Here is a 19,541-nt window from a genome sequence, read left to right on the forward strand (position 1 = left end):
GACTACCGATCCAGGGCTGAGCTGCAGCCGGGCTAGCGGAGCCCGATCCCACGTGGCTCCGGGCAGGTAGAGGCAGTACTCACTGATCAGAGGCGAGTAGCCTTTTAACTTCGGCAATGATCAAGTCGATGTTGAATGGCTTCGCCAATACCGCATCAAACAGGTCCGATCTCTGCATACCGATGTGTGCCTGAGCACCGCTCATCAGGATGATCGGCAATTGATTAGCGCACGGGAGGGCTCGAACGGCTGTGGCAAATTCCAGGCCGTCCATCACGGGCATCATAAAATCGGTGATGATCAAGGCTGGCCGTTCTCTATCCAGCACTTCCAGTCCTTTTCGACCATTGCTGGCAGTCACCACCATGAACCCCTCATCCTCCAGCGCGAAGCTGAGAATGTCAGCGATCAAATACTCGTCATCGACGACCAGGATGGTGGTCATGTTAATTCAACCCACTCAAAAGCTTAAGAAAGTGAACCGGGCGATGTCCCAGTGGGGGCTGAAGGTTCATGTCTCGAAGCCTTTTTCAGGAAAACATCGCGATCTTGGATGACAACCTCAAATCTGGAGGGGTCATAAGAGCTATCTCGTACCTTAAGAATGGAAAGCGTCCTGCTTAGTTCAGAGTGATTCTCAGAGAACCGCATCAGCATCAAGTTATCGACGATGCTGGACAGATCAGAGTTTGGCGCGCTGACCTCGGAGCCAAATAGATCACGCATTTCCCAGGACGCGAATACGGTTACGCCCCTGGAGCGCAGTTCATTCATCAGCGCACTCAAGAAGTCAGTAATTCGCGCCGGATTTGTAGAAACTCGTGTCATACCGCTAAGGCTATCGATGAACAGGCGCTTGATGCCCTTCTCTTCTACAAGACTCAACAAGCGTGCGCCCAACCCATCCAGCAACCCCTCAGTCGTCGGCTGCCAGGCAATGCTCAGGGCGCCGCTGTTCTCCATGCCTTGGATATCGATACCCAATGATTGGCCTTTGAGTCGCAACCGTTGCGGGCTTTCATAAAAGCCAAAATGCAGTCCTGGAGCCTCCACCGTCGACTCGGCCAGAAATTTCAGGCCCAGCGTCGTTTTACCAATGCCGGAGGGGCCCATGACCAGAGACACACTGGAACTGTAAAGGCCTCCACCCAATATGCCGTCCAGCGAACCAATGCCACTGGCGATACGCGTCATGTCGGCGCTGTCGGGGGCGGATGGGTGGCTATAAAGGCTTTCGAGACGAGGGTAAACCACCACGCCATTGTCGGTAATCTCACACTCATGAAGGCCTGTCAGTGCTCCACTGCCGCGAGTTTTACGCAGTTGAATACGACGTACCGAGCGAGTGCCAAATAGCTCTTCGCCCATTTCAATGACGCCATCAACCATGGTGTGTTCAGGGCTGCCGTCGTCGAGACGGGAGCTGGTCAGAAACAGCACCGTGCAACCCGCGAAAGCAGCGTGCCCTTGCAACTCGGAAATGAATTTCTTGGTGTCGATGTGCGAGTCGGCTTTTGAGCGAGCATTAAGCAAGCCGTCTACCACCATCACTGTAGCTTTTTGTCGACTTATCTCGCGCCGAAGCAGTTTTACCACCTCGTCCAGCCCTTCGTTTTCCAACGTATCAAACGCGCTGACAAACTGAATGTCGGCGCCCACTTTGGACGCGTCGAAAAAGCTCAGAGTAGAAAGAAACTGAAAAAGACGGTCGTGTGACTCGGCCAGCAGTGTGGCGACCAGAACCCGGCCTCCATTGTTCGCATGATGGAACCCAAGTTGGTTGGCCAGGATCGTTTTGCCAGACCCTGGTCGCCCCTGGATTATGTAGGAGGCGCCCGCGACCAGCCCTCCCTTGAGCAGAGCGTCGAGCCCTTCGATTCCACTTTGGAGGCGTTTTAGCTTTTCCACAATGCGACCCTGATCTGAAAAACAGGCTGTTTAAGCCGAGTGGTGGGAATGCTAACGCCATTTACGCTTTAGAGCCATTCAGACCTGAAGCATGGTGGGCGGATCAGCGGGGATGGAGTCCCAGATCGTGTCTCCCCATGCACCCATTCGCAGGTGGCGGCGGTAAAGACCTCACCTTGACCTTGTGGAAGTGCACCACCATGCCGACCCCGCGCCTATGCGAATCGACACGAGTGTCACTAAGGTCGGGCGCCAGTCGGATGGCAGGTGGCAACTTCAGAAGCACGCAAGGTCGCACTGGGCGGCAGATATCTCATAGGGGCGGTATCCAGCGAGTCATCGGAAAGGCGCGTACATGAACGTTAGCTCATGCAGCAGCCAAGCTTACTGTAAACGTCGCCTCCCTGACGGGACAGTGGCTCAATTGACACTGAATGCTCAATGATGGGGAGGCTTTTCGGTGTACTGGATCCGGAACGCCAACAGGGCGATGAGCCTTTACTCCTTGGCCCTCAGCACAACAATCCCCGGCGTGTTAGCCACATACGTAAGAAACGGCGAATCCACCACCTTCTGGCTGCCTGAATGCGAGGACGCATTGCGCAGTACGGGGCCTTTGTCCGTCATGATAAAGAACCCCACATGGGTCACATCCAGCCCGGCCAAGGGCGTATAGATGCCAATAAAATCGCCCTCGTGCAGGCGATTGATGACCTTCTTATCGATAAAACCGGCAGGAATGTAGGTGACCGTACGCTGGACCACCGGCAGGCCAGGCAGGTAGGCGCTGCCGTCGGCTTTTTGGTTGAGGCGTTTTTCGCGGCGAACGGCATGGGCACTTATCTGCGCGGTGATGTCTTGCGCCGGTTTATACGTGCCGCTGTAGGCCCAATCCGTGTAGAAGTGCTTACGGCTCAGATAATCGAGATCGCCATCAACATAACGCGTGCGCAGCAGGTTTTTCATAAAGTCGGGTTGTGCTGCCGATTGTCGCAGGGCCTCGACGTAATCCAGGTAGGTAAAGCAATCCAGGCCTCGAAAATCGACCACCAACTGTTCGGGCGTGCTCAGTGAGCCCTGTAACTTGTTGGCAACATAGGGCGTGCCTAAAAAGGCCTCCGAGATCAGGCCGATCTGTTGGCCCGCGGGAAGCAACCGGTAGTTTGGACGCTCTTGGAGAATCGCATTGAGCTTCTCAACGGTGTAAGGATCCAGCGTCGCACCGGACGTCAGCGCTGCATTTTGCTGACGTTCGAGCGCATGATTTCCAGTGGTTGCCCCCGACGAACCACAACCCGCCAACAGCATCGACATCAGGATAAAAACATAGGGTGTACGCATCTGACTCTTCACTTATCCAAGGGGCATCCGAACATACCGGCCAGCGCCGGTCAGCCGTGGTCGGCGCTCAAGCGCTCCCACAGAAAGCCATAGACCAGCGCTTTCATGTACGCACTCTGGGCATTATCCGCCGCGCCGCCGTGGCCGCCTTCGATGTTTTCGTAGTACGTCACGTCCTGGCCGGCATCGATCATTTTGGCCGCAAGTTTACGGGCATGGGCCGGGTGTACGCGGTCATCGCGGGTCGAGGTGGTGAACAGCACCGGCGGGTAGGTCTTGGCCGGGTCGAACAGGTGGTAGGGTGAAAACGTCTGGATGTAGGCCCATTCTTCAGGCACGTCCGGGTTGCCGTACTCTTCCATCCACGAGGCGCCCGCCAGCAAGTGGTGATAGCGCTGCATGTCGAGCAACGGCACCTGGACGACCACGGCCGCGAACAACTCGGGGTATTGGGTGAGCATATTGCCGGTCAACAGGCCGCCGTTGCTGCCACCTTGCACGGCCAGGTGCCGGGGCGAGGTGATCTTGCGGTTGATCAGGTCTTGCGCCACTGCGGCAAAATCCTCATAGGCGCGCGCACGCTTGTGCTTGAGCGCCGCCTGATGCCAACGCGGGCCGTATTCGCCGCCGCCGCGAATATTCGCCACGGCATACACACCGCCTTTGGACAGCCAGGCGCGACCCAGCCCGCCGGAATACTCCGGGCACAGCGACACTTCAAAACCGCCATAACCGTAGAGCAAGGTCGGCGCGTTGGCGTTGTACTGCAAGCCCTGTTCGTGCACCAGGAAATACGGCACGCGGGTGCCGTCCTTGGACACGGCAAAATGCTGTTCAACCTCATGCCGGCTCGCATCGAAGAACGCCGGCATGGCTTTGAGCACTTCAGGTTGCGCGCCAAGCTCGGCCAGTGACAGCGTGACCGGCGTGAGAAAACCTCGGGTGACCATCCACACGGCGTCGCTGTCATCGCTGTCGACGGCGCTCACATCCACGGTCGCCATCGCCGGCGCGCCGATAAATGCGCTGCGTGCCCAGCCTTGTGGGCCTGGCGTCAGCACGCTGAGGCGGTTTCTGACGTCCTCCAGCACGTTGAGCACCAAGTGGTTGCGGGTCCAGTCCATGCCGGCCAGTGAGGTGCTGTCCGATGGCACGAACAACAGGTCGAAATCCCGCGCGCCGGCCATGAAGCGTGCAAAGTTGATCGCCAGCAACGAGCCAGCCACATAGCCATCACCCACCGCCCAATCATCACGCAATTGCAGGAGCAACCAGTCTTTGTGCACCGACTTGTCGGCCGAGTTCGGCGCGTCGATTTTGCTCAGCGTGCCATCCGGGGCGCGCAGGTACAGTTCGTTGTTGTAGAACGCCAGGGTGCGGCTGACGAAATCACGCTCGTAACCCGGCGTGCTGTCGTGCATCGCCGCGATATACATATCGTCGTGCCGGCCTTCGTAGACGATCGTCGCGGCACTCAGGGGCGTACCGCGCTGCCATTGCTTGACGATGCGCGGGTAACCCGAGCGGGTCATGCTGTCTGCACCGAAGTCGGTAAACACATACACGTTGTCGTGGTCGATCCAGCCCAGCCCACCCTTGGATTCGGGCAACTCGAAGCCGTCTTTGACCCAGGCTTTTTCGACCAGGTCGAATTCGCGCGTGACACTCGCGTCCGCGCCGCCCCGGGACAGTGCAACCAAGGCGCGTTGATAGCCAGGGTGCAGGCAGTCGGCGCCGTGCCATACCCAATTCTCACCTTCCAGGGCATTCAACGCGTCGATATCCAGCACGGTTTCCCAGGCAGGTTGCGCCTTGCGATATTGCGCAAGCGTGGTACGCCGCCACAGGCCGCGAGGGTGGGCGGCGTCGACCCAGAAGTTGTAATAGTGGGCGCCGATTTTTTCCACGTAGGGGATGTTGCTGTCCGAGTCGAGCACCGCCAGCAGGTCGGCCTGCATCGCCTTGAAAGGCGCGGATTCGGCGAGTCGGGCGTGGGCCTTGAGGTTTTGTGCGCGCACCCAATCCAGCGCCTGCGTGCTGTCGACGTCTTCCAGCCAAAGGTAAGGATCGTCGCCCGTGGAAGGCGGTGTCGGGAGGTTTGGCATCTGCGCATCCTGTGGAAAATTTGTTCGGAAAATCAATGAGTGTCACTCAACCGCGCCCAACCCTGCAACCAGCACCTCCACTACCGCTCGCACCTTGGGCAACGCGTGGCGGCTTTTGACCCAGGCGACACTGATGCCCATCCCTTCACTTGCCCATTGCGGCAAGACTTGCACCAGCGACCCGTCCTGCAAGTGTTGCTCAATCAGCCACGACGGCAGTTGTGCAATACCGCAGCCGGCCAGCGCAGCCATCTTCAGGCCGTTGCCATGGCCGATCACCAGTTGCGGCTGCACGTGGCTGTGCAGTGTCGCGCCATGTTCGCCGGCGTGCTGCCAGTGGCTGACGCGACCATCGACCCAGCCGTAGGCAATGCACTGATGCTGTTCAAGGTCACGCTCGGACTGTGGCGTGCCGTGGCGAGTGAGATACGCAGGGGACGCACATAAAACATGCCACTCTCGGGTGAGTAATCGGTGCCCTACCGTCTCCGGCCAGGCCGGGGCGTCGCCTATGCGCACGACGATATCCACGCCTTCCTTGAACGGTTCGACAAAGCCATCAGAGAAGGAGATGTGCGGGGTCAGCAATGGATGAGTGTTCAGCCACGGCAGCAGGATCGGCAGTACCTGCGCCTGGCCAAAGGCGCCGGGCAGGTCAATGCGCACACGCCCCCGCAGTTCGGTGTTTTCAGCCTGCAGTGTCCATTCGGCCTCTTCAAGGTCGGCTAACACGCCAGTGCAGGTGCGCAGGTAGGCAACGCCGGCATCGGTCAGCGACAACCTGCGCGTGGTGCGTTGGAACAGTCGGGCACCCAGACGGGCTTCCAGGCGCGCAATGCTTTTACTCACGGCCGAGGCGGTCAGGTTCATTTTCCCGGCGGTCGCCGTAAAGCTGCCGTACTGCGCGACACAGACGAATACATCGATGCCCTTCAGGCGCTCTGAAGAAAACATGCACAGCCCTTATTCATGAATTGAGTTCCTGTGTCTGGATAAAAACCATCCTAAATCAGAACTCGGTTCAAAGGTAAGCTGCTTGTACTCTGATAAATGGACTCTGAGGCTCGAATGCTGGCCACGCTGAAAAACTACCCCGCCACCCTCAACCTGCTATTGAGCGCCTCGCTGATACTGACGCTCGCCCGCGCAATCACCCTGCCCTACCTGGTCATCTATTTGTCGAGCCACTTTGGCTTGAGCATCGCCGATATCGGCTTGGTGATCGGCAGCACACTGATCATCGGCTCGCTGCTGAGCCTGTATGGCGGCTTTCTGGTGGATCGGATGAGCAGTTACCGGCTTATCCTGCTCTTCTGCGGTGTGTTCACGCTGGGCTTTCTCGGCGCCCCTATCGCGCCTGCGCTCTGGCTGTTTTACCTGTGCCTGGTGTTGGTGAACCTGGCGTATGCGGTGATTGATATCGCGGTAAAAGCCGGGTTTGGCAGCCTGCTCCCCGTTGATCAGCGCAGTGAAGCGTTTTCGATCAAATACACGCTGACCAATATCGGTTATGCCGTCGGGCCGTTCCTGGGCGCGGGGTTGGCCGCCGTGGATGCCAGCCTGCCGTTTCTGATGTCAGCCGGGCTGGGTGCCGGGTTCTTGTTTATTTACTTCGTGTGGGGCGACAGGCGTTTGGAGACGGCCCAAGCAAACCAGCCACCCGTAGCGTTCCTGGCGGTCGCCACACTGCTGCTGCGCGATTACCGCCTGGTGTGCTTTACCCTCGGCGGACTTCTCAGTGCCGTGGTATTCGGCCAGTTCACGGCCTACCTCTCGCAGTACCTGATCGTCACCACTACACCTCAGGAGACCTACCGGATCATCAGCACGATCGTGGCCACCAATGCCCTGACAGTTATCAGTTTGCAATACAGCCTCGGCAAGCGGATATCCCCGCGCTACCTGAATCGGTGGCTTGCCGCTGGCCTGAGCCTGTTTATTGTCGGGCTGGGCGGGTTTGCGCTGTCGACCACGCTGCTGATGTGGGTGCTGTCGATGGCGATTTTCACCCTTGGCGAAATTATCGTGTTCCCGGCCGAATACATGTTCATCGATAACATCGCGCCCAATCACCTGCGCGGCATGTACTACGCCGCGCAGAACCTGGGCAATGTCGGCGCGGCGTTGGGGCCGGTGTTGTGTGGGTGGGTGTTGGCTACGCAGCCGGCGTACAGCATGTTTTATATGTTGGTGGTTTTTGTTGTGGCGGGCGGGTTGATGTACTTTTTGGGAGGGCTGACTGCTAGTAAGCGTGGCAGCCTGACGCCACCGTCAGACGGTTGAAGGAGTGGATTCATCTTGTTGCGAGGCAACGACAGCGGGTTGTGAGCCTCGTTCCTTGCACGCTACGCAATACACCTTTGTCATCACGCCCATTGATAGCTCCCTAACGAAAACGCCATCCTAGAGGGCTCGCCTCTCGCTTATATCATTCCGAATGATAGTTACCTTTGTTTCATTCGATTCGTGACATAGCACCTCGCCGCGCATGATCCGCCCATCTCAAATACATTGGCGGATGCACCTCATGGAACAGTCACTCAAACACTTGCGCTTCCCCTTGGCGATTTTGGCCGTTGTGGTGATGAGCGCCTGCGGTAAGACCCCGGATCAAGCGGCCGCCATGCCCCCCGCGAAAATCAGTGTGGCCAAGGTGCTGGAACAGCCGGTCAACGAGTGGGATGAATTCACCGGTCGCCTGGAAGCCCCGGAAACCGTGCAGATTCGTCCGCGCGTGTCCGGCCAGATCGACCAGGTGGCCTTCACCGAAGGCGCGCTGGTGAAGAAAGGCGACCTGCTGTTCCAGATCGACCCGCGCCCGTTCCAATCTGAAGTGCGCCGCCTCGAAGCCCAGCTCGCACAAACCAAAGCCGCCGCCAGCCGCAGCGATAACGAAGCGCAACGCGGCGAGCGTCTGCGTCAGAGCAATGCGATCTCCGCTGAACTGGCTGACTCGCGCACCACCGCCGCCCAGGAAGCTCGCGCCGCTGTCGCCGGGATCCAGGCGCAGTTGGACCTGGCCAAGCTGAACCTGAGTTTCACCCGCGTGACCTCGCCGATCAGTGGCCGCGTCAGCCGTGCTGAAATCACCGCCGGCAACCTGGTGACCGCCGACACCACGCCGCTGACCAGCGTGGTCTCTACCGACAAGGTTTACGCCTACTTCGACGCCGACGAGCGCGTGTACCTCAAATACACCGAGCTGGCTCGTGAAGGCCGCCGTGGCGCGACCACTCCTGTGTACCTGGGCCTGTCCAACGAAACCGGCAACCCGCACCTGGGCCAGATGAACTTCGTCGACAACCAGGTCAACCCGGCCACTGGCACCATCCGTGGTCGCGCCGTGTTCGATAACAGCAAGGGCGAATACACCCCGGGCCTGTATGCCCGCTTGAAGTTGGTCGGCAGCGGCACCTACTCCGCCGTGCTGATCAACGACGAAGCGGTGGGCACCGACCTTGGCAAGAAGTTCGTGCTGGTGATGGACGGTGACAAGCCGGCTTATCGCTCGGTGGAACTGGGGCCGAAGATCGAAGGCCTGCGCATCGTGCGCAGCGGTTTGACCAAGGACGACACCATCGTCGTGAAGGGCTTGCAGCGCATTCGTCCGGGTTCGCCGGTTGCGCCGGAAACGATCCCGATGGCCAGCAAGGAAACCCTCGCCGCCTTGGCACAACAACGACAAGCGCTTGAAGCCAGCAACCTGGAACAAGTGGCGCCGGATAAAGCCGCGCCCAAGCTCGCAGCCGTCGCGACTCCACGCGGTTAAGGGATACAACTCAAGATGAATTTTTCCAAGTTCTTCATTTCGCGGCCGATCTTCGCAGCGGTGCTGTCGCTGTTGATTTTGATCGCCGGTGCGATCTCGCTGTTCCAACTGCCGATCAGCGAATACCCGGAAGTGGTGCCGCCCACCGTGGTGGTACGTGCCAACTTCCCGGGCGCCAACCCCAAAGTCATCGGTGAAACCGTGGCCGCTCCGTTGGAGCAAGCCATTACCGGCGTCGAGAACATGCTGTACATGTCCTCGCAGTCGACTGCCGATGGCAAGCTGACCCTGACCATCACCTTCGCCCTGGGCACCGACCTGGATAACGCGCAGGTGCAGGTGCAGAACCGTGTGACGCGCACGCAGCCCAAGCTGCCTGAGGAAGTGACGCGCATCGGTATTACGGTCGACAAGGCTTCCCCTGACCTGACCATGGTTGTGCACTTGACCTCGCCGGACAAGCGTTACGACATGCTCTACCTGTCCAACTATGCCTTGCTCAACGTAAAGGATGAGTTGGCGCGTCTGGGCGGTGTGGGTGACGTGCAGTTGTTCGGCATGGGCGACTACTCCCTGCGTGTTTGGCTGGACCCGAACAAAACCGCTTCGCGCAACCTGACCGCCACCGATGTGGTCAACGCGATTCGTGAGCAGAACCGTCAAGTGGCCGCCGGTGCCCTGGGTGCGCAACCTGCACCGAATGCCACCAGCTTCCAGTTGTCGGTGAACACTCAGGGCCGCCTGGTGACGGAGGAGGAGTTCGAGAACATCATTATCCGCTCCGGCGCCAACGGTGAAATCACCCGCCTTAAAGACATTGCACGGGTAGAGCTGGGTTCCAGCCAGTATGCGCTGCGCTCGTTGCTCAACAACCAGCCGGCGGTGGCGATCCCGATCTTCCAGCGCCCAGGTTCCAACGCCATCGAGATCTCCAACGAAGTACGCGCCAAGATGGCGGAGCTGAAAAAGAGCTTCCCGGAAGGCATGGATTTCAGCATCGTCTATGACCCTACCATCTTCGTGCGTGGCTCTATCGAGGCGGTGGTTCACACCCTGTTCGAAGCACTGATTCTGGTGGTGCTGGTGGTGATCCTGTTCCTGCAAACCTGGCGCGCCTCGATTATTCCATTGGTGGCGGTGCCGGTATCGTTGATCGGTACCTTTGCGGTGATGCACTTGTTTGGCTTCTCGCTCAACGCACTGTCGCTGTTCGGCCTGGTACTGGCCATCGGTATCGTGGTGGACGACGCCATCGTGGTCGTGGAGAACGTCGAGCGAAATATCGAGTTGGGACTCGAACCGTTCCCGGCCACCGAAAAGGCCATGAGCGAAGTAACCGGCCCGATCATCGCGACCGCGTTGGTGCTGTGTGCGGTGTTCATTCCAGCGGCCTTTATCAGCGGCTTGACCGGTCAGTTCTATAAGCAGTTCGCGTTGACCATTGCCATTTCCACGGTGATCTCGGCATTCAACTCGCTGACCTTGTCCCCTGCCCTGGCCGCCGTGTTGCTGCGCAGCCATGACGCGCCGAAGGATCGCTTCTCCAAGGTGCTCGACAAGCTGTTGGGTGGCTGGTTGTTCCGCCCATTCAACCGCTTCTTCGAGAAAGCCAGCCATGGGTATGTGGGCACCGTACGCCGGGTGATTCGCGGCAGTGGTATCGCGCTGTTCCTGTACGCCGGCCTGATGGTCCTGACCTGGCTGGGCTTTGCCCACACGCCAACCGGTTTCGTACCGGCCCAGGACAAGCAGTACCTGGTGGCTTTTGCGCAATTGCCGGACGCCGCGAGCCTGGACCGTACCGAAGACGTGATCAAGCGCATGTCCGACATCGCGCTGAAACAACCCGGCGTGGAAGCCGCCGTCGCCTTCCCGGGCCTGTCGATCAACGGCTTCACCAACAGCCCGAACAGCGGCATCGTGTTCGTGACCTTGAAGCCCTTCGATGAGCGTAAAGACCCGAGCATGTCCGCTGGCGCAATTGCCGGTGCATTGAACGGCAAATACAGCAGCATCGAGGAAGCCTACATGGCGATCTTCCCACCGCCGCCGGTACAGGGCCTGGGTACGATCGGCGGGTTCCGCCTGCAAATCGAAGACCGTGGCAACCTGGGTTACGACGAGCTGTACAAGGAAGTGCAGAACATCATCACCAAGAGCCGTACCACGCCTGAATTGTTCGGCCTGTTCACCAGCTACACGGTCAACGTACCGCAGGTCGATGCTGCCATCGACCGCGAAAAAGCCAAGACCCATGGCGTGGCGATCAGCGACATCTTCGACACCCTGCAGATCTACCTGGGTTCGTTGTATGCCAACGACTTCAACCGCTTTGGCCGTACTTACCAGGTCAACGTGCAGGCAGACCAGCAGTTCCGCCTGGATGAAGACCAGATCGGCCAGCTGAAAGTGCGTAACAACAAGGGCGAGATGATCCCTCTGGCGACCTTTATCAAGGTCAGCGACACCTCGGGGCCGGACCGCGTGATGCACTACAACGGCTTTATCACCGCCGAAATCAACGGCAACGCCGCACCGGGCTACAGCTCCGGCCAGGCTCAGGCGGCGATTGAGAAACTGCTCAAAGATGAATTGCCCAACGGCATGACCTACGAGTGGACCGACCTGACCTATCAGCAAATCCTCTCGGGCAATACCGCGCTGTTCGTGTTCCCGCTCTGCGTACTGCTGGCGTTCCTGGTGCTCGCCGCCCAATACGAAAGCTGGAGCCTGCCACTGGCGGTGATCCTGATCGTACCGATGACCCTGCTGTCGGCCATCACCGGGGTGATTATCTCCGGTGGCGACAACAACATCTTCACCCAGATCGGCCTGATCGTATTGGTGGGCCTGGCGTGTAAGAACGCGATTCTGATCGTCGAGTTTGCCAAGGATAAACAGCAGGAAGGTCTCGATCCGCTGGCCGCGGTACTGGAAGCTTGCCGCTTGCGTCTGCGGCCGATCCTGATGACCTCGTTCGCCTTCATCATGGGTGTGGTGCCCCTGGTGTTGTCCAGCGGTGCCGGTGCCGAGATGCGTCATGCCATGGGTGTGGCGGTGTTCTCCGGGATGATCGGGGTGACCTTCTTCGGTCTGTTGCTGACCCCAGTGTTCTACGTCCTGATCCGTCGTTATGTGGAGCGCGGCGAAGCACGCAAAGCGGCCAAGGCCTTGAAGCTGGAGACACAGCAATGAGCGTGAAAGTATTTTTGCCGAGCTTGCTGGTACTGGCGCTGAGCGCCTGTGCCGTAGGCCCGGACTACAAAACCGAAAAATTGGAGGCGGCCAATATCACGGCCGCCGCCGACACCAAAAGCTATGACCACGCCAAGTACGAAGGCATCTGGTGGCAGCAGTTCGAGGACCCGACCCTCAACCAACTGGTCACCCAGTCGTTGAGCGGTAACCGCGACCTGCGTGTGGCGTTCGCCCGTCTGCGGGCGGCACGCGCCATCCGTGATGACGTGGCCACCGACATCATGCCGGTCGTCACCTCTCGCGCCAGCAGCGACGTGGGCAAAGGCCAGATCCCGGGCCAGACCACGAAACGCGTCAACAGTGAGCGCTACGACCTGGGCCTGGACATGGCCTGGGAAGTCGACTTGTTCGGCCGCATCCGCCGCAACCTGGAAGCCAGCGATGCGGACCAACAGGTCGCCGAAGCCGACCTGTACCAACTGCAAGTCACCATGATTGCCGAACTGGTAGACGCCTACGGCCAACTGCGCGGCGCTCAATTGCGTGAACGCATTGCTCTGGACAACCTGAAGAACCAGCAGGAATCGCGCACCATTACCGTGAGCCTGCGTGATGCCGGTGTGGGCGATCAGCTCGATGTGGAACGCGCCGACGCACGCCTGGCCGCCGTTGAAGCCAGCGTGCCGCAACTGCAAGCCGAGCAAGTCCGCGAGCGTAACCGCATCGCCACCCTCCTCGGCCAGCGCCCCGACAAGCTGAGCGTGGACCTGAGCCCCAAAGACCTGCCGGCGATTGCCAAGGCCTTGCCGATCGGCGACCCCGGCCAGTTGCTGCAACGTCGCCCGGACATTCTCAGCGCCGAACGCAAACTGGCCGCCGCCACCGCGCGTATCGGCGTGGCCAAGGCCGACCTGTTCCCACGGGTCAGCCTCAGCGGCTTCCTCGGCTTTACCGCCGGGCGTGGTTCGCAGATCGGTTCGGCTGCCGCCAATGCCTGGTCCCTTGGCCCTAGCATCACCTGGGCCGCCTTTGACCTGGGCAGCGTGCGTGCACGGTTGCGCGGTGCGAATGCCGAAGCCGATGGCGCCCTGGCGACCTACGAGCAGCAAGTGTTGCTGGCGTTGGAAGAATCGGAGAATGCCTTCAGTGATTACGGCAAACGCCAGCAGCGCCTGGTCTCGCTGATTCGTCAAAGTGAATCCAGCCGCGCTGCCGCCGACCTCGCCGCGATTCGTTATCGCGAAGGCACCGTGGACTTCCTGGTGCTGCTCGATGCGCAGCGTGAGCGCTTGGCGGCTGAAGACTCCCAGGCCCAGGCCGAAGTGGACTTGTATCGCGGCATCGTCGCGATCTACAAGGCCCTGGGCGGTGGCTGGCAGCCGGACACGGTCGTCGCCAGCAGCAAGTGATGTAACGAGCTCCTTTGGTTGGTCGCATCCAGCCAATTTTTAGCCCTGCGGCTCATTCGGTCGCGGGGCTTTTTTTTGCTGATGATTTGAGGTGAGGCTTTCAGCTCGGTCGTGCAGGAGGGCGACAGTTGTCGGGGCGCGCGCAGAGTCGGGGTCAAACCAGCGAGAGATGAGCATCCCTGCTCGAAACAACAGTGGTTACGTTTTAGAAACGATTCAGCCTTCAGACGCCTTGGGCGGTGATTGCTGGGCAAAATCTATCGTGCCGTTAACCGTATTTGGCAATCCGATGTTTCCCACTAAGTTAGTGACTTCTTTGCCCGTACGCTCGCGTGGCGATAGCCTGATTAATGTCGCGGTTTTTTTGCTACCACACACCAGTTTTCTGAAATCAGAGAGTCCTTTCCCTAATGATTTAGGGACGTTCACCCCCACGCTTCTGACGCCCATTGCGGTGAGACGAAACAAGGATTTCGCCGTGCCTGCCACTGCCCCCGGTAGATTAAACATCGACAGCACTGCTTTACCCACAACGGCTAACTTGGCAGCTATCGCCCCTGCCTTGGCGACCGCACTGACGGCACTGGCGGCCACAAACAGAGCACCTACAATTTCCATGCCCAGCCCAATAGCGCCCACGGCAACACGACGGCGATCGCCTGAGGCGAGCTCTTCGATATTGCCTTTGAACGGAATCAGGGTATTGATGACGAAATTATCGATGGCATCCAAACGCTGCTGAACGGCTTCGTTATACGTCGTGCCTGCAGCTTGCTTCATCAGCAGCAAGGGGTCGACGAGCAAATTTTCCAGTTGCAGGGCTCTAAGAACTTCAGCTGTTCGTGTCGATGAATAGGTATTGGGCAAGCCCGCTGATGCGTCCTGACGCTTAGACGGCGCGGGAAAGTGCGCGACGACCTCAATATCAACCGGCAGTGTCGGGCTTAGGCGCCGGCGCATGATTTTCCCGAAGGAATCGGTACCCGAATCACTCATAAACGTCATGGCGTCGACCAGTTCCGGGCGTTCTGCGTAGCGGTTAGTGCCGGGGAGAAACTCATAACACTTGGCGCCCGACGCATCTCTGAGAAATAGAACAGGCCCGATTTTTTGCTGAGCCTCTTCTTGATTGAGGTCGCCCTCTTGAGTCGAAGCGCCATAGACGGTGACTTCGCCAGACTCTAACCTTCGCCTGTCTTCAACAGGCAATTCGCTCATCAGCATTTTCGTGGCAATGCCCTGATAGGTTGCCAAGCTTGTAATGCCCTGCACGACGGGCAATAGAAACACGCTTTCGATCGGCTTCAACTTTACAAGTTGATTCTTCAATGACTCGAACGCGGTTTTATCTAAAGGGTTGATAAAGTTCCATTCTTTCGTGTTTATATTTTCAGCCGTCAACTCGCCTGACAAGTATAAATCCTTGATTGAACAAGGCCCCGCTGCAAGCCCAAGGACAGTGGTATCAGGTTTCCACGCGTTGATGGCTGAGTTCGCAATGTTGCTCAAGGGTACAGCGTTAACAACTGAAGAACTGGGCTTGAACAGTACCGTCCTTTTACTAAAGAACTCACTCTGGCCAGGGCAAACACGCTCCAATTCCTGTTCACCTACATGCGTGCGGGCTTTAAGTAATGAGCTGGCCTTATCAAGGCTGGCGGCCACTAGCCCACTGTCCTCCACGCGCTTGTTGTAAGCAATTGCCGCGGCATTCAGCGCTGTGGGTGAGTAATCATCCTCCTCGGTCACGACCCCCTGGGCCAAGGCCCAATCGTATATCGGTCCGGCACAGTGCATTGCTTCCAATTGTTCGTGTTCAGGCGAGACCGGCCTCAGTAAGGCACGAGAGCCAAGTTGTTCTACACTCATCAGCCGCGAACTGCCTTGAGATGCCATTTCCGCCAGTGCCGTGTGGACGCGCAGGATGACCAGTGGCAACGTCCCCACACGTACAGTATCCGCGCCCTTCACCAGAAACTCGGGGGCGACGGTCGACAACAATGCATGCGTGACCAGTATGGCTTGCTCGAGGGGCAGTTGTTTTTCTCTGGCCAGGTGTTGTTCAAGCTCAGTACGCACCTCGAACAGGGTTTTTCCTGCGTTTGATGCCGAGTACAGGTTGTAGCCGCCGATATGATTGCGCTGCGTACCCAGCGTTGGATCTATGATCAGCAGATCACGGGTAAGGATCAGCTGTTTGCGATAGCTTGGCGAAGCCTTCCCGCGCACCTCTGCCCCGTCGTCTTTAAGTGCAGCAAGAATGGGCTCACAGCGCCTCAGTCCTGCACCTTGAGTCAACGCTTGGCTAATGAGTTCGTCGGCATTCTGGCGGATGGATACCGGGCTCTGGCCTGCCCAGGGTTTGGGTGAGCAATCAAGCAGTGTCAACTGTGGGGGTATGTTGTTGCCGGGTGCTGAGCGGCGGACTCTGATACGTTGCCCCTCGGTCAGGGAATCAGGTGATTGCTGATCTTCCAGAAAATTACGGGCATAGCTGCCAAGTGGTGGTTCTGGTGGTAGCGGGTTGAGTTTCCAATTCACAATGTTGCGCAAGTCGCTGGCAGTCATGACGGCCGGTAATTCGCTCGACGTTGCATAGCGCAGCAATTGCCATACATCGCCGATTGAATGTGATCTGATTATTTTTCCAGTTGCTTCCGATTGCTGAATGGCACTGTCGAGCAGTTGCGCGAGCGTGGGATGGGCCAGAACTTGCTCCGTCACGTTGCGCCACGGTCCAGATGTGCCGTTGGCGCTGACCATAAACTGCCCATTCTCCAGCCGAACCTGGGCATTCACGCCTGTGCGGTTTGCGCTCAAGATGGGTGCCATCAGAGGATCGCGCATCAAGCGCTTCACTATTCTGAGCCCCGAGCGATTGGCAATCCCAAGTGACGACCCCGGTGCAATGTCCTGGGAAATCGCTCTGAGGTCGATGTCCTCGTTGTCTGGTTTGTCCTTGAGCTTACTGAGCAGCGTATTTATCAATGCGCTTTCATTTTCTACATCCATGAACTCACGCTCTGCCAGCTTGCGCATTTCAGGCGACCGCAGGGGGTCTTCCTCAACAGGCTTTACCGGAAAACCGGTGGCTTTGAGAGCGTCGGCATCGGTACTGTTGATGGGCCAGCGAACGCCGTAGAACGCCGCAATCTCAGCGGGCAAAAGCCTGGTTCCGGGGTTGCTCAGGCCATTTGCTTGCGGATCAAGCATGGCAGCACTGGCAATCACCTGCCGTCCGATCGGCCACCAACCGCTGCCATCAGACGGGGTAAATGTAGTGATTTTACCGGTATCTTGCGCTTGTACCGTCAGGGTGGACCCCACTATGTGAAACCTAGGCATCACGAAATTTTGCGCCCTTACCCAAGCCTGCAGGGACGGCGCGTTCCACGCGTCAACAAAGTGGCCCATCCATTTGCCAATCGACGTCTCTGGCGACAAATCTTGAAAGCGCCAATCGTCTTGGTGCCCGCTACTCAGCAGGGTGGCCAGTTCAGCGTCAGCTTCAGCGGTTGGTTTAACGGCAACCGCCAGCTTGTCCGTTTGGCCGGTTGACGTCGCCAGGTTCAGCTCACCGGGTGACGGATTTGATTGGTGTGAGAGCGCACTGTTGCCTGTATCAACACGGGATAAGCTCATTAGACGTACTCCAGAGAAAGGAGCCTAATAATCTGAGAGCCGCCCCTTCGAAACGGATCGGCTTATTCTGAAGCGCAGTGCAGCAAGTGTATGTACACATTACCTCCTGCTAATCAACGCATGAGCCTGCGTCACAAAGACGGCAACGCGTCACTCAGAATCAGGCTGCGGTAGTGCCCTGGGTTTGAGCCGGACCATTTGCGGAAGGCTTTGTAGAATGAGCTGACATCAGCAAAACCAAGGCGCACGGCAATTTCAACAAAACTGATATCGGCCTCGGCAAGCCAGACAATCGCCAGTTCCTTGCGCACGCTATCCTTGAGCCCCTGATAAGTCTGCCCTTCATCTGCCAGGCGGCGACGCAAGGTTGACGCCGATATACACAGGTTGGCCGCCAAGCCTTCGGTTTCGGGCCAGGTATTGGCAGGCATATGGCGCAGATCATTTTTGATGCGATTGGCCAGGCTCGCCGGGTCGCGGTACTTGACCAGTATGTTGGCCGGCGCATGCGCCAGGAACCGCTTGAGTTCTTCCGGGCTACGCTTGATCGGCAGGTCGAGACAGTCGGCAGAAAAGATCATGCGCGTGCGTGGCCGATCAAAGCGCAGGTTGTCGGAGAACATCACGCGGTAGTCATCACAGAATTGCGGCTGCGGGCAACGCAGCTCAATGGCGAGTATCGGAATCCGCCGACCCGCCAGCCAACAGGCCACGCCGTGGACGATCATCCAATAGGTGAAATAGGTAAACGCGCGTTTGGGTTCGGGTTCGAGCAAGACGATTTCTGCCAGGCTCTGTTGGCGCACCAGCTGTGCAGGCATCTGCTCGAACATCAGCGACAAAAAACCCAGGCCGGTTTCCAGGCCGGCATCCAGGCTCGGTTGCGCCATCGCGGCGCGGCACAGGAACGCCAGGCTGCCAGACTTGAGTTGGCGCGGGTCCATGCCAAAAAACTCATCGTCCATGCGCCGCGCCAGCAAGCGCCACAGGCGTGCGTAGGCCGTGGCGGGCACGCGAGCGTCGGGCTGCTCGAGCAGCGCCGGGTCTATCCCGACCTTGCTCAAGGCTTCAACCGTGGCCGTGCCGGGCGCGCAGCTCTGCAGCAAGGCTTCGCGCACAAGATGGATAGAGATGGTGTCTTTTTCCGCCATGGGAATCGGGCTATTCAATGCTGCAAAAGATGGGATGCATCATAAGGGCGGTTGCGATTCGCCACCACCGTTCAGCCGCAGTTCAGCAAAGGTCAATATTGGCTGTTTAGTAATGAGTATCATTATGTTACAAATTAGCATCCTATCCAGCCTTGATGCGGTGCCGAATGCTCGTTCCCTTTCTAATCATGCTGCGCGAAGGCATTGAAGCCGCATTGATCGTTGGCATTATTGCCAGTTACCTGCAACAGACCGGCCGTGGCCAATGGATGCCCGCCGTGTGGATCGGCGTGTTCCTGGCCGCTGCGTTGGCCCTGCTGGTTGGTGGCGGCCTGGAACTGGTCAGTGCGGAGTTCCCGCAGAAACAACAGGAATTGTTCGAAGGTATCGTCGGCCTGGTAGCCGTCGGCATCCTCAGCTCCATGGTGTTCTGGATGCGCAAGGTGGCGCGCTCCATCAAGCATTCCCTGCACGAATCCCTGGATCATGCACTGGCCGGCTCCAAGCACCAAGTCATCGCGCTGATCGCCATGGTGTTCTTTGCCGTGGCCCGTGAAGGTCTGGAAACCGTGTTCTTCCTGCTCGCCGTGTTCCAGCAAAGCGAAGGTCCGGGCGCCCCGATTGGCGCCCTGCTCGGCTTGATCCTGGCGATTATCGTCGGCTTCCTGATCTACACCGGCAGCATGCGCCTGAACCTCGGCGCGTTTTTCCGCTGGACCGGCCTGTTCATCCTGGTGGTGGCCGCCGGCATTCTTGCCAACTCGGTGCAGGCGCTGCATGAAGCCGGGGTGTGGAACCACCTGCAAACCGTGTTGTTCGACTTCAGCGCCGTGCTGCCGATGGACAGCCCGTTGGGTTCGGTGCTCGCCGGGATGTTCGGCTACCAGGAAGCGCCGACCGTGAGCACCCTGGGTGCCTATCTAATTTATCTGGTAGTGGCGCTGGTGATGTTCTTCCTGCCCTCGGCCCCTGCCAAGCCTGTCGCCAAACCTTCTTCCGTTTCCAGCCATTAAGGACC

12 protein-coding genes are annotated in these 19,541 nt (G+C 58.5%); 5 read left to right on the forward strand and 7 right to left on the reverse strand.

Features of this window, described 5'->3' with window-relative positions:
* Positions 1 to 79: 79 nt before the first annotated feature.
* From GIW28_RS06930 to GIW28_RS06950, 5 genes are all read right to left on the reverse strand, one after another.
* Positions 80 to 445, reverse strand: a complete 366-nt coding sequence (locus GIW28_RS06930; RefSeq protein WP_017135562.1) for a response regulator — start codon at positions 443 to 445, stop codon at positions 80 to 82.
* 23 nt (positions 446 to 468) lie between these two features.
* Complete coding sequence (locus GIW28_RS06935) at positions 469 to 1,908, reverse strand: ATPase domain-containing protein (protein WP_236459074.1); 1,440 nt, start codon at positions 1,906 to 1,908, stop codon at positions 469 to 471.
* A 498-nt stretch (positions 1,909 to 2,406) separates the two neighbouring features.
* Positions 2,407 to 3,249 carry a DUF1460 domain-containing protein gene (locus GIW28_RS06940; RefSeq protein ID WP_017135546.1) on the reverse strand — a complete coding sequence of 281 codons (843 nt, stop codon included), beginning with the start codon at positions 3,247 to 3,249 and terminating at the stop codon, positions 2,407 to 2,409.
* A gap of 50 nt (positions 3,250 to 3,299) precedes the next feature.
* On the reverse strand, positions 3,300 to 5,354 hold the full coding sequence (locus tag GIW28_RS06945) for a prolyl oligopeptidase family serine peptidase (protein ID WP_236447799.1): 2,055 nt from the start codon (positions 5,352 to 5,354) through the stop codon (positions 3,300 to 3,302).
* A gap of 42 nt (positions 5,355 to 5,396) precedes the next feature.
* Entirely contained in the window at positions 5,397 to 6,308 is a 912-nt protein-coding gene (locus GIW28_RS06950; protein WP_236447798.1) for a LysR family transcriptional regulator, read from the reverse strand.
* A gap of 114 nt (positions 6,309 to 6,422) precedes the next feature.
* Here GIW28_RS06950 and GIW28_RS06955 point away from each other — a divergent pair, with 114 nt between their 5' ends.
* The 4 genes from GIW28_RS06955 (at position 6,423) to GIW28_RS06970 (ending at position 13,730) form a co-directional block, all read left to right on the forward strand.
* Positions 6,423 to 7,637, forward strand: a complete 1,215-nt coding sequence (locus tag GIW28_RS06955; protein WP_236447797.1) for an MFS transporter — start codon at positions 6,423 to 6,425, stop codon at positions 7,635 to 7,637.
* Positions 7,638 to 7,881: 244 nt separating this feature from the next.
* Positions 7,882 to 9,123 carry a multidrug efflux RND transporter periplasmic adaptor subunit MexE gene (gene mexE / locus GIW28_RS06960; RefSeq protein ID WP_026013568.1) on the forward strand — a complete coding sequence of 414 codons (1,242 nt, stop codon included), beginning with the start codon at positions 7,882 to 7,884 and terminating at the stop codon, positions 9,121 to 9,123.
* 15 nt (positions 9,124 to 9,138) lie between these two features.
* The gene (locus tag GIW28_RS06965; RefSeq protein ID WP_017135542.1) at positions 9,139 to 12,318 is read left to right on the forward strand and encodes an efflux RND transporter permease subunit; all 3,180 of its coding nucleotides are present in this window, start codon (positions 9,139 to 9,141) and stop codon (positions 12,316 to 12,318) included.
* Positions 12,315 to 13,730, forward strand: coding sequence for an efflux transporter outer membrane subunit (locus GIW28_RS06970; protein WP_099549834.1), 1,416 nt, complete (start codon positions 12,315 to 12,317; stop codon positions 13,728 to 13,730). The genes GIW28_RS06965 and GIW28_RS06970 overlap by 4 nt, the downstream gene beginning before the upstream one ends.
* A 216-nt stretch (positions 13,731 to 13,946) precedes the next feature.
* Here the strand turns inward: GIW28_RS06970 and GIW28_RS06975 are convergent, their stop codons facing one another.
* Positions 13,947 to 17,372, reverse strand: coding sequence for a hypothetical protein (locus tag GIW28_RS06975; protein WP_236448018.1), 3,426 nt, complete (start codon positions 17,370 to 17,372; stop codon positions 13,947 to 13,949).
* 131 nt (positions 17,373 to 17,503) lie between these two features.
* Complete coding sequence (locus tag GIW28_RS06980; protein WP_017135539.1) at positions 17,504 to 18,523, reverse strand: AraC family transcriptional regulator; 1,020 nt, start codon at positions 18,521 to 18,523, stop codon at positions 17,504 to 17,506.
* Positions 18,524 to 18,690: 167 nt separating this feature from the next.
* Here GIW28_RS06980 and efeU point away from each other — a divergent pair, with 167 nt between their 5' ends.
* Complete coding sequence (gene efeU, locus GIW28_RS06985) at positions 18,691 to 19,536, forward strand: iron uptake transporter permease EfeU (protein WP_099549836.1); 846 nt, start codon at positions 18,691 to 18,693, stop codon at positions 19,534 to 19,536.
* Positions 19,537 to 19,541: the final 5 nt, after the last annotated feature.

The organism is Pseudomonas sp. PA-5-4B (assembly GCF_021606215.1).
GTDB classification, from domain to species: domain Bacteria; phylum Pseudomonadota; class Gammaproteobacteria; order Pseudomonadales; family Pseudomonadaceae; genus Aquipseudomonas; species Aquipseudomonas edaphica.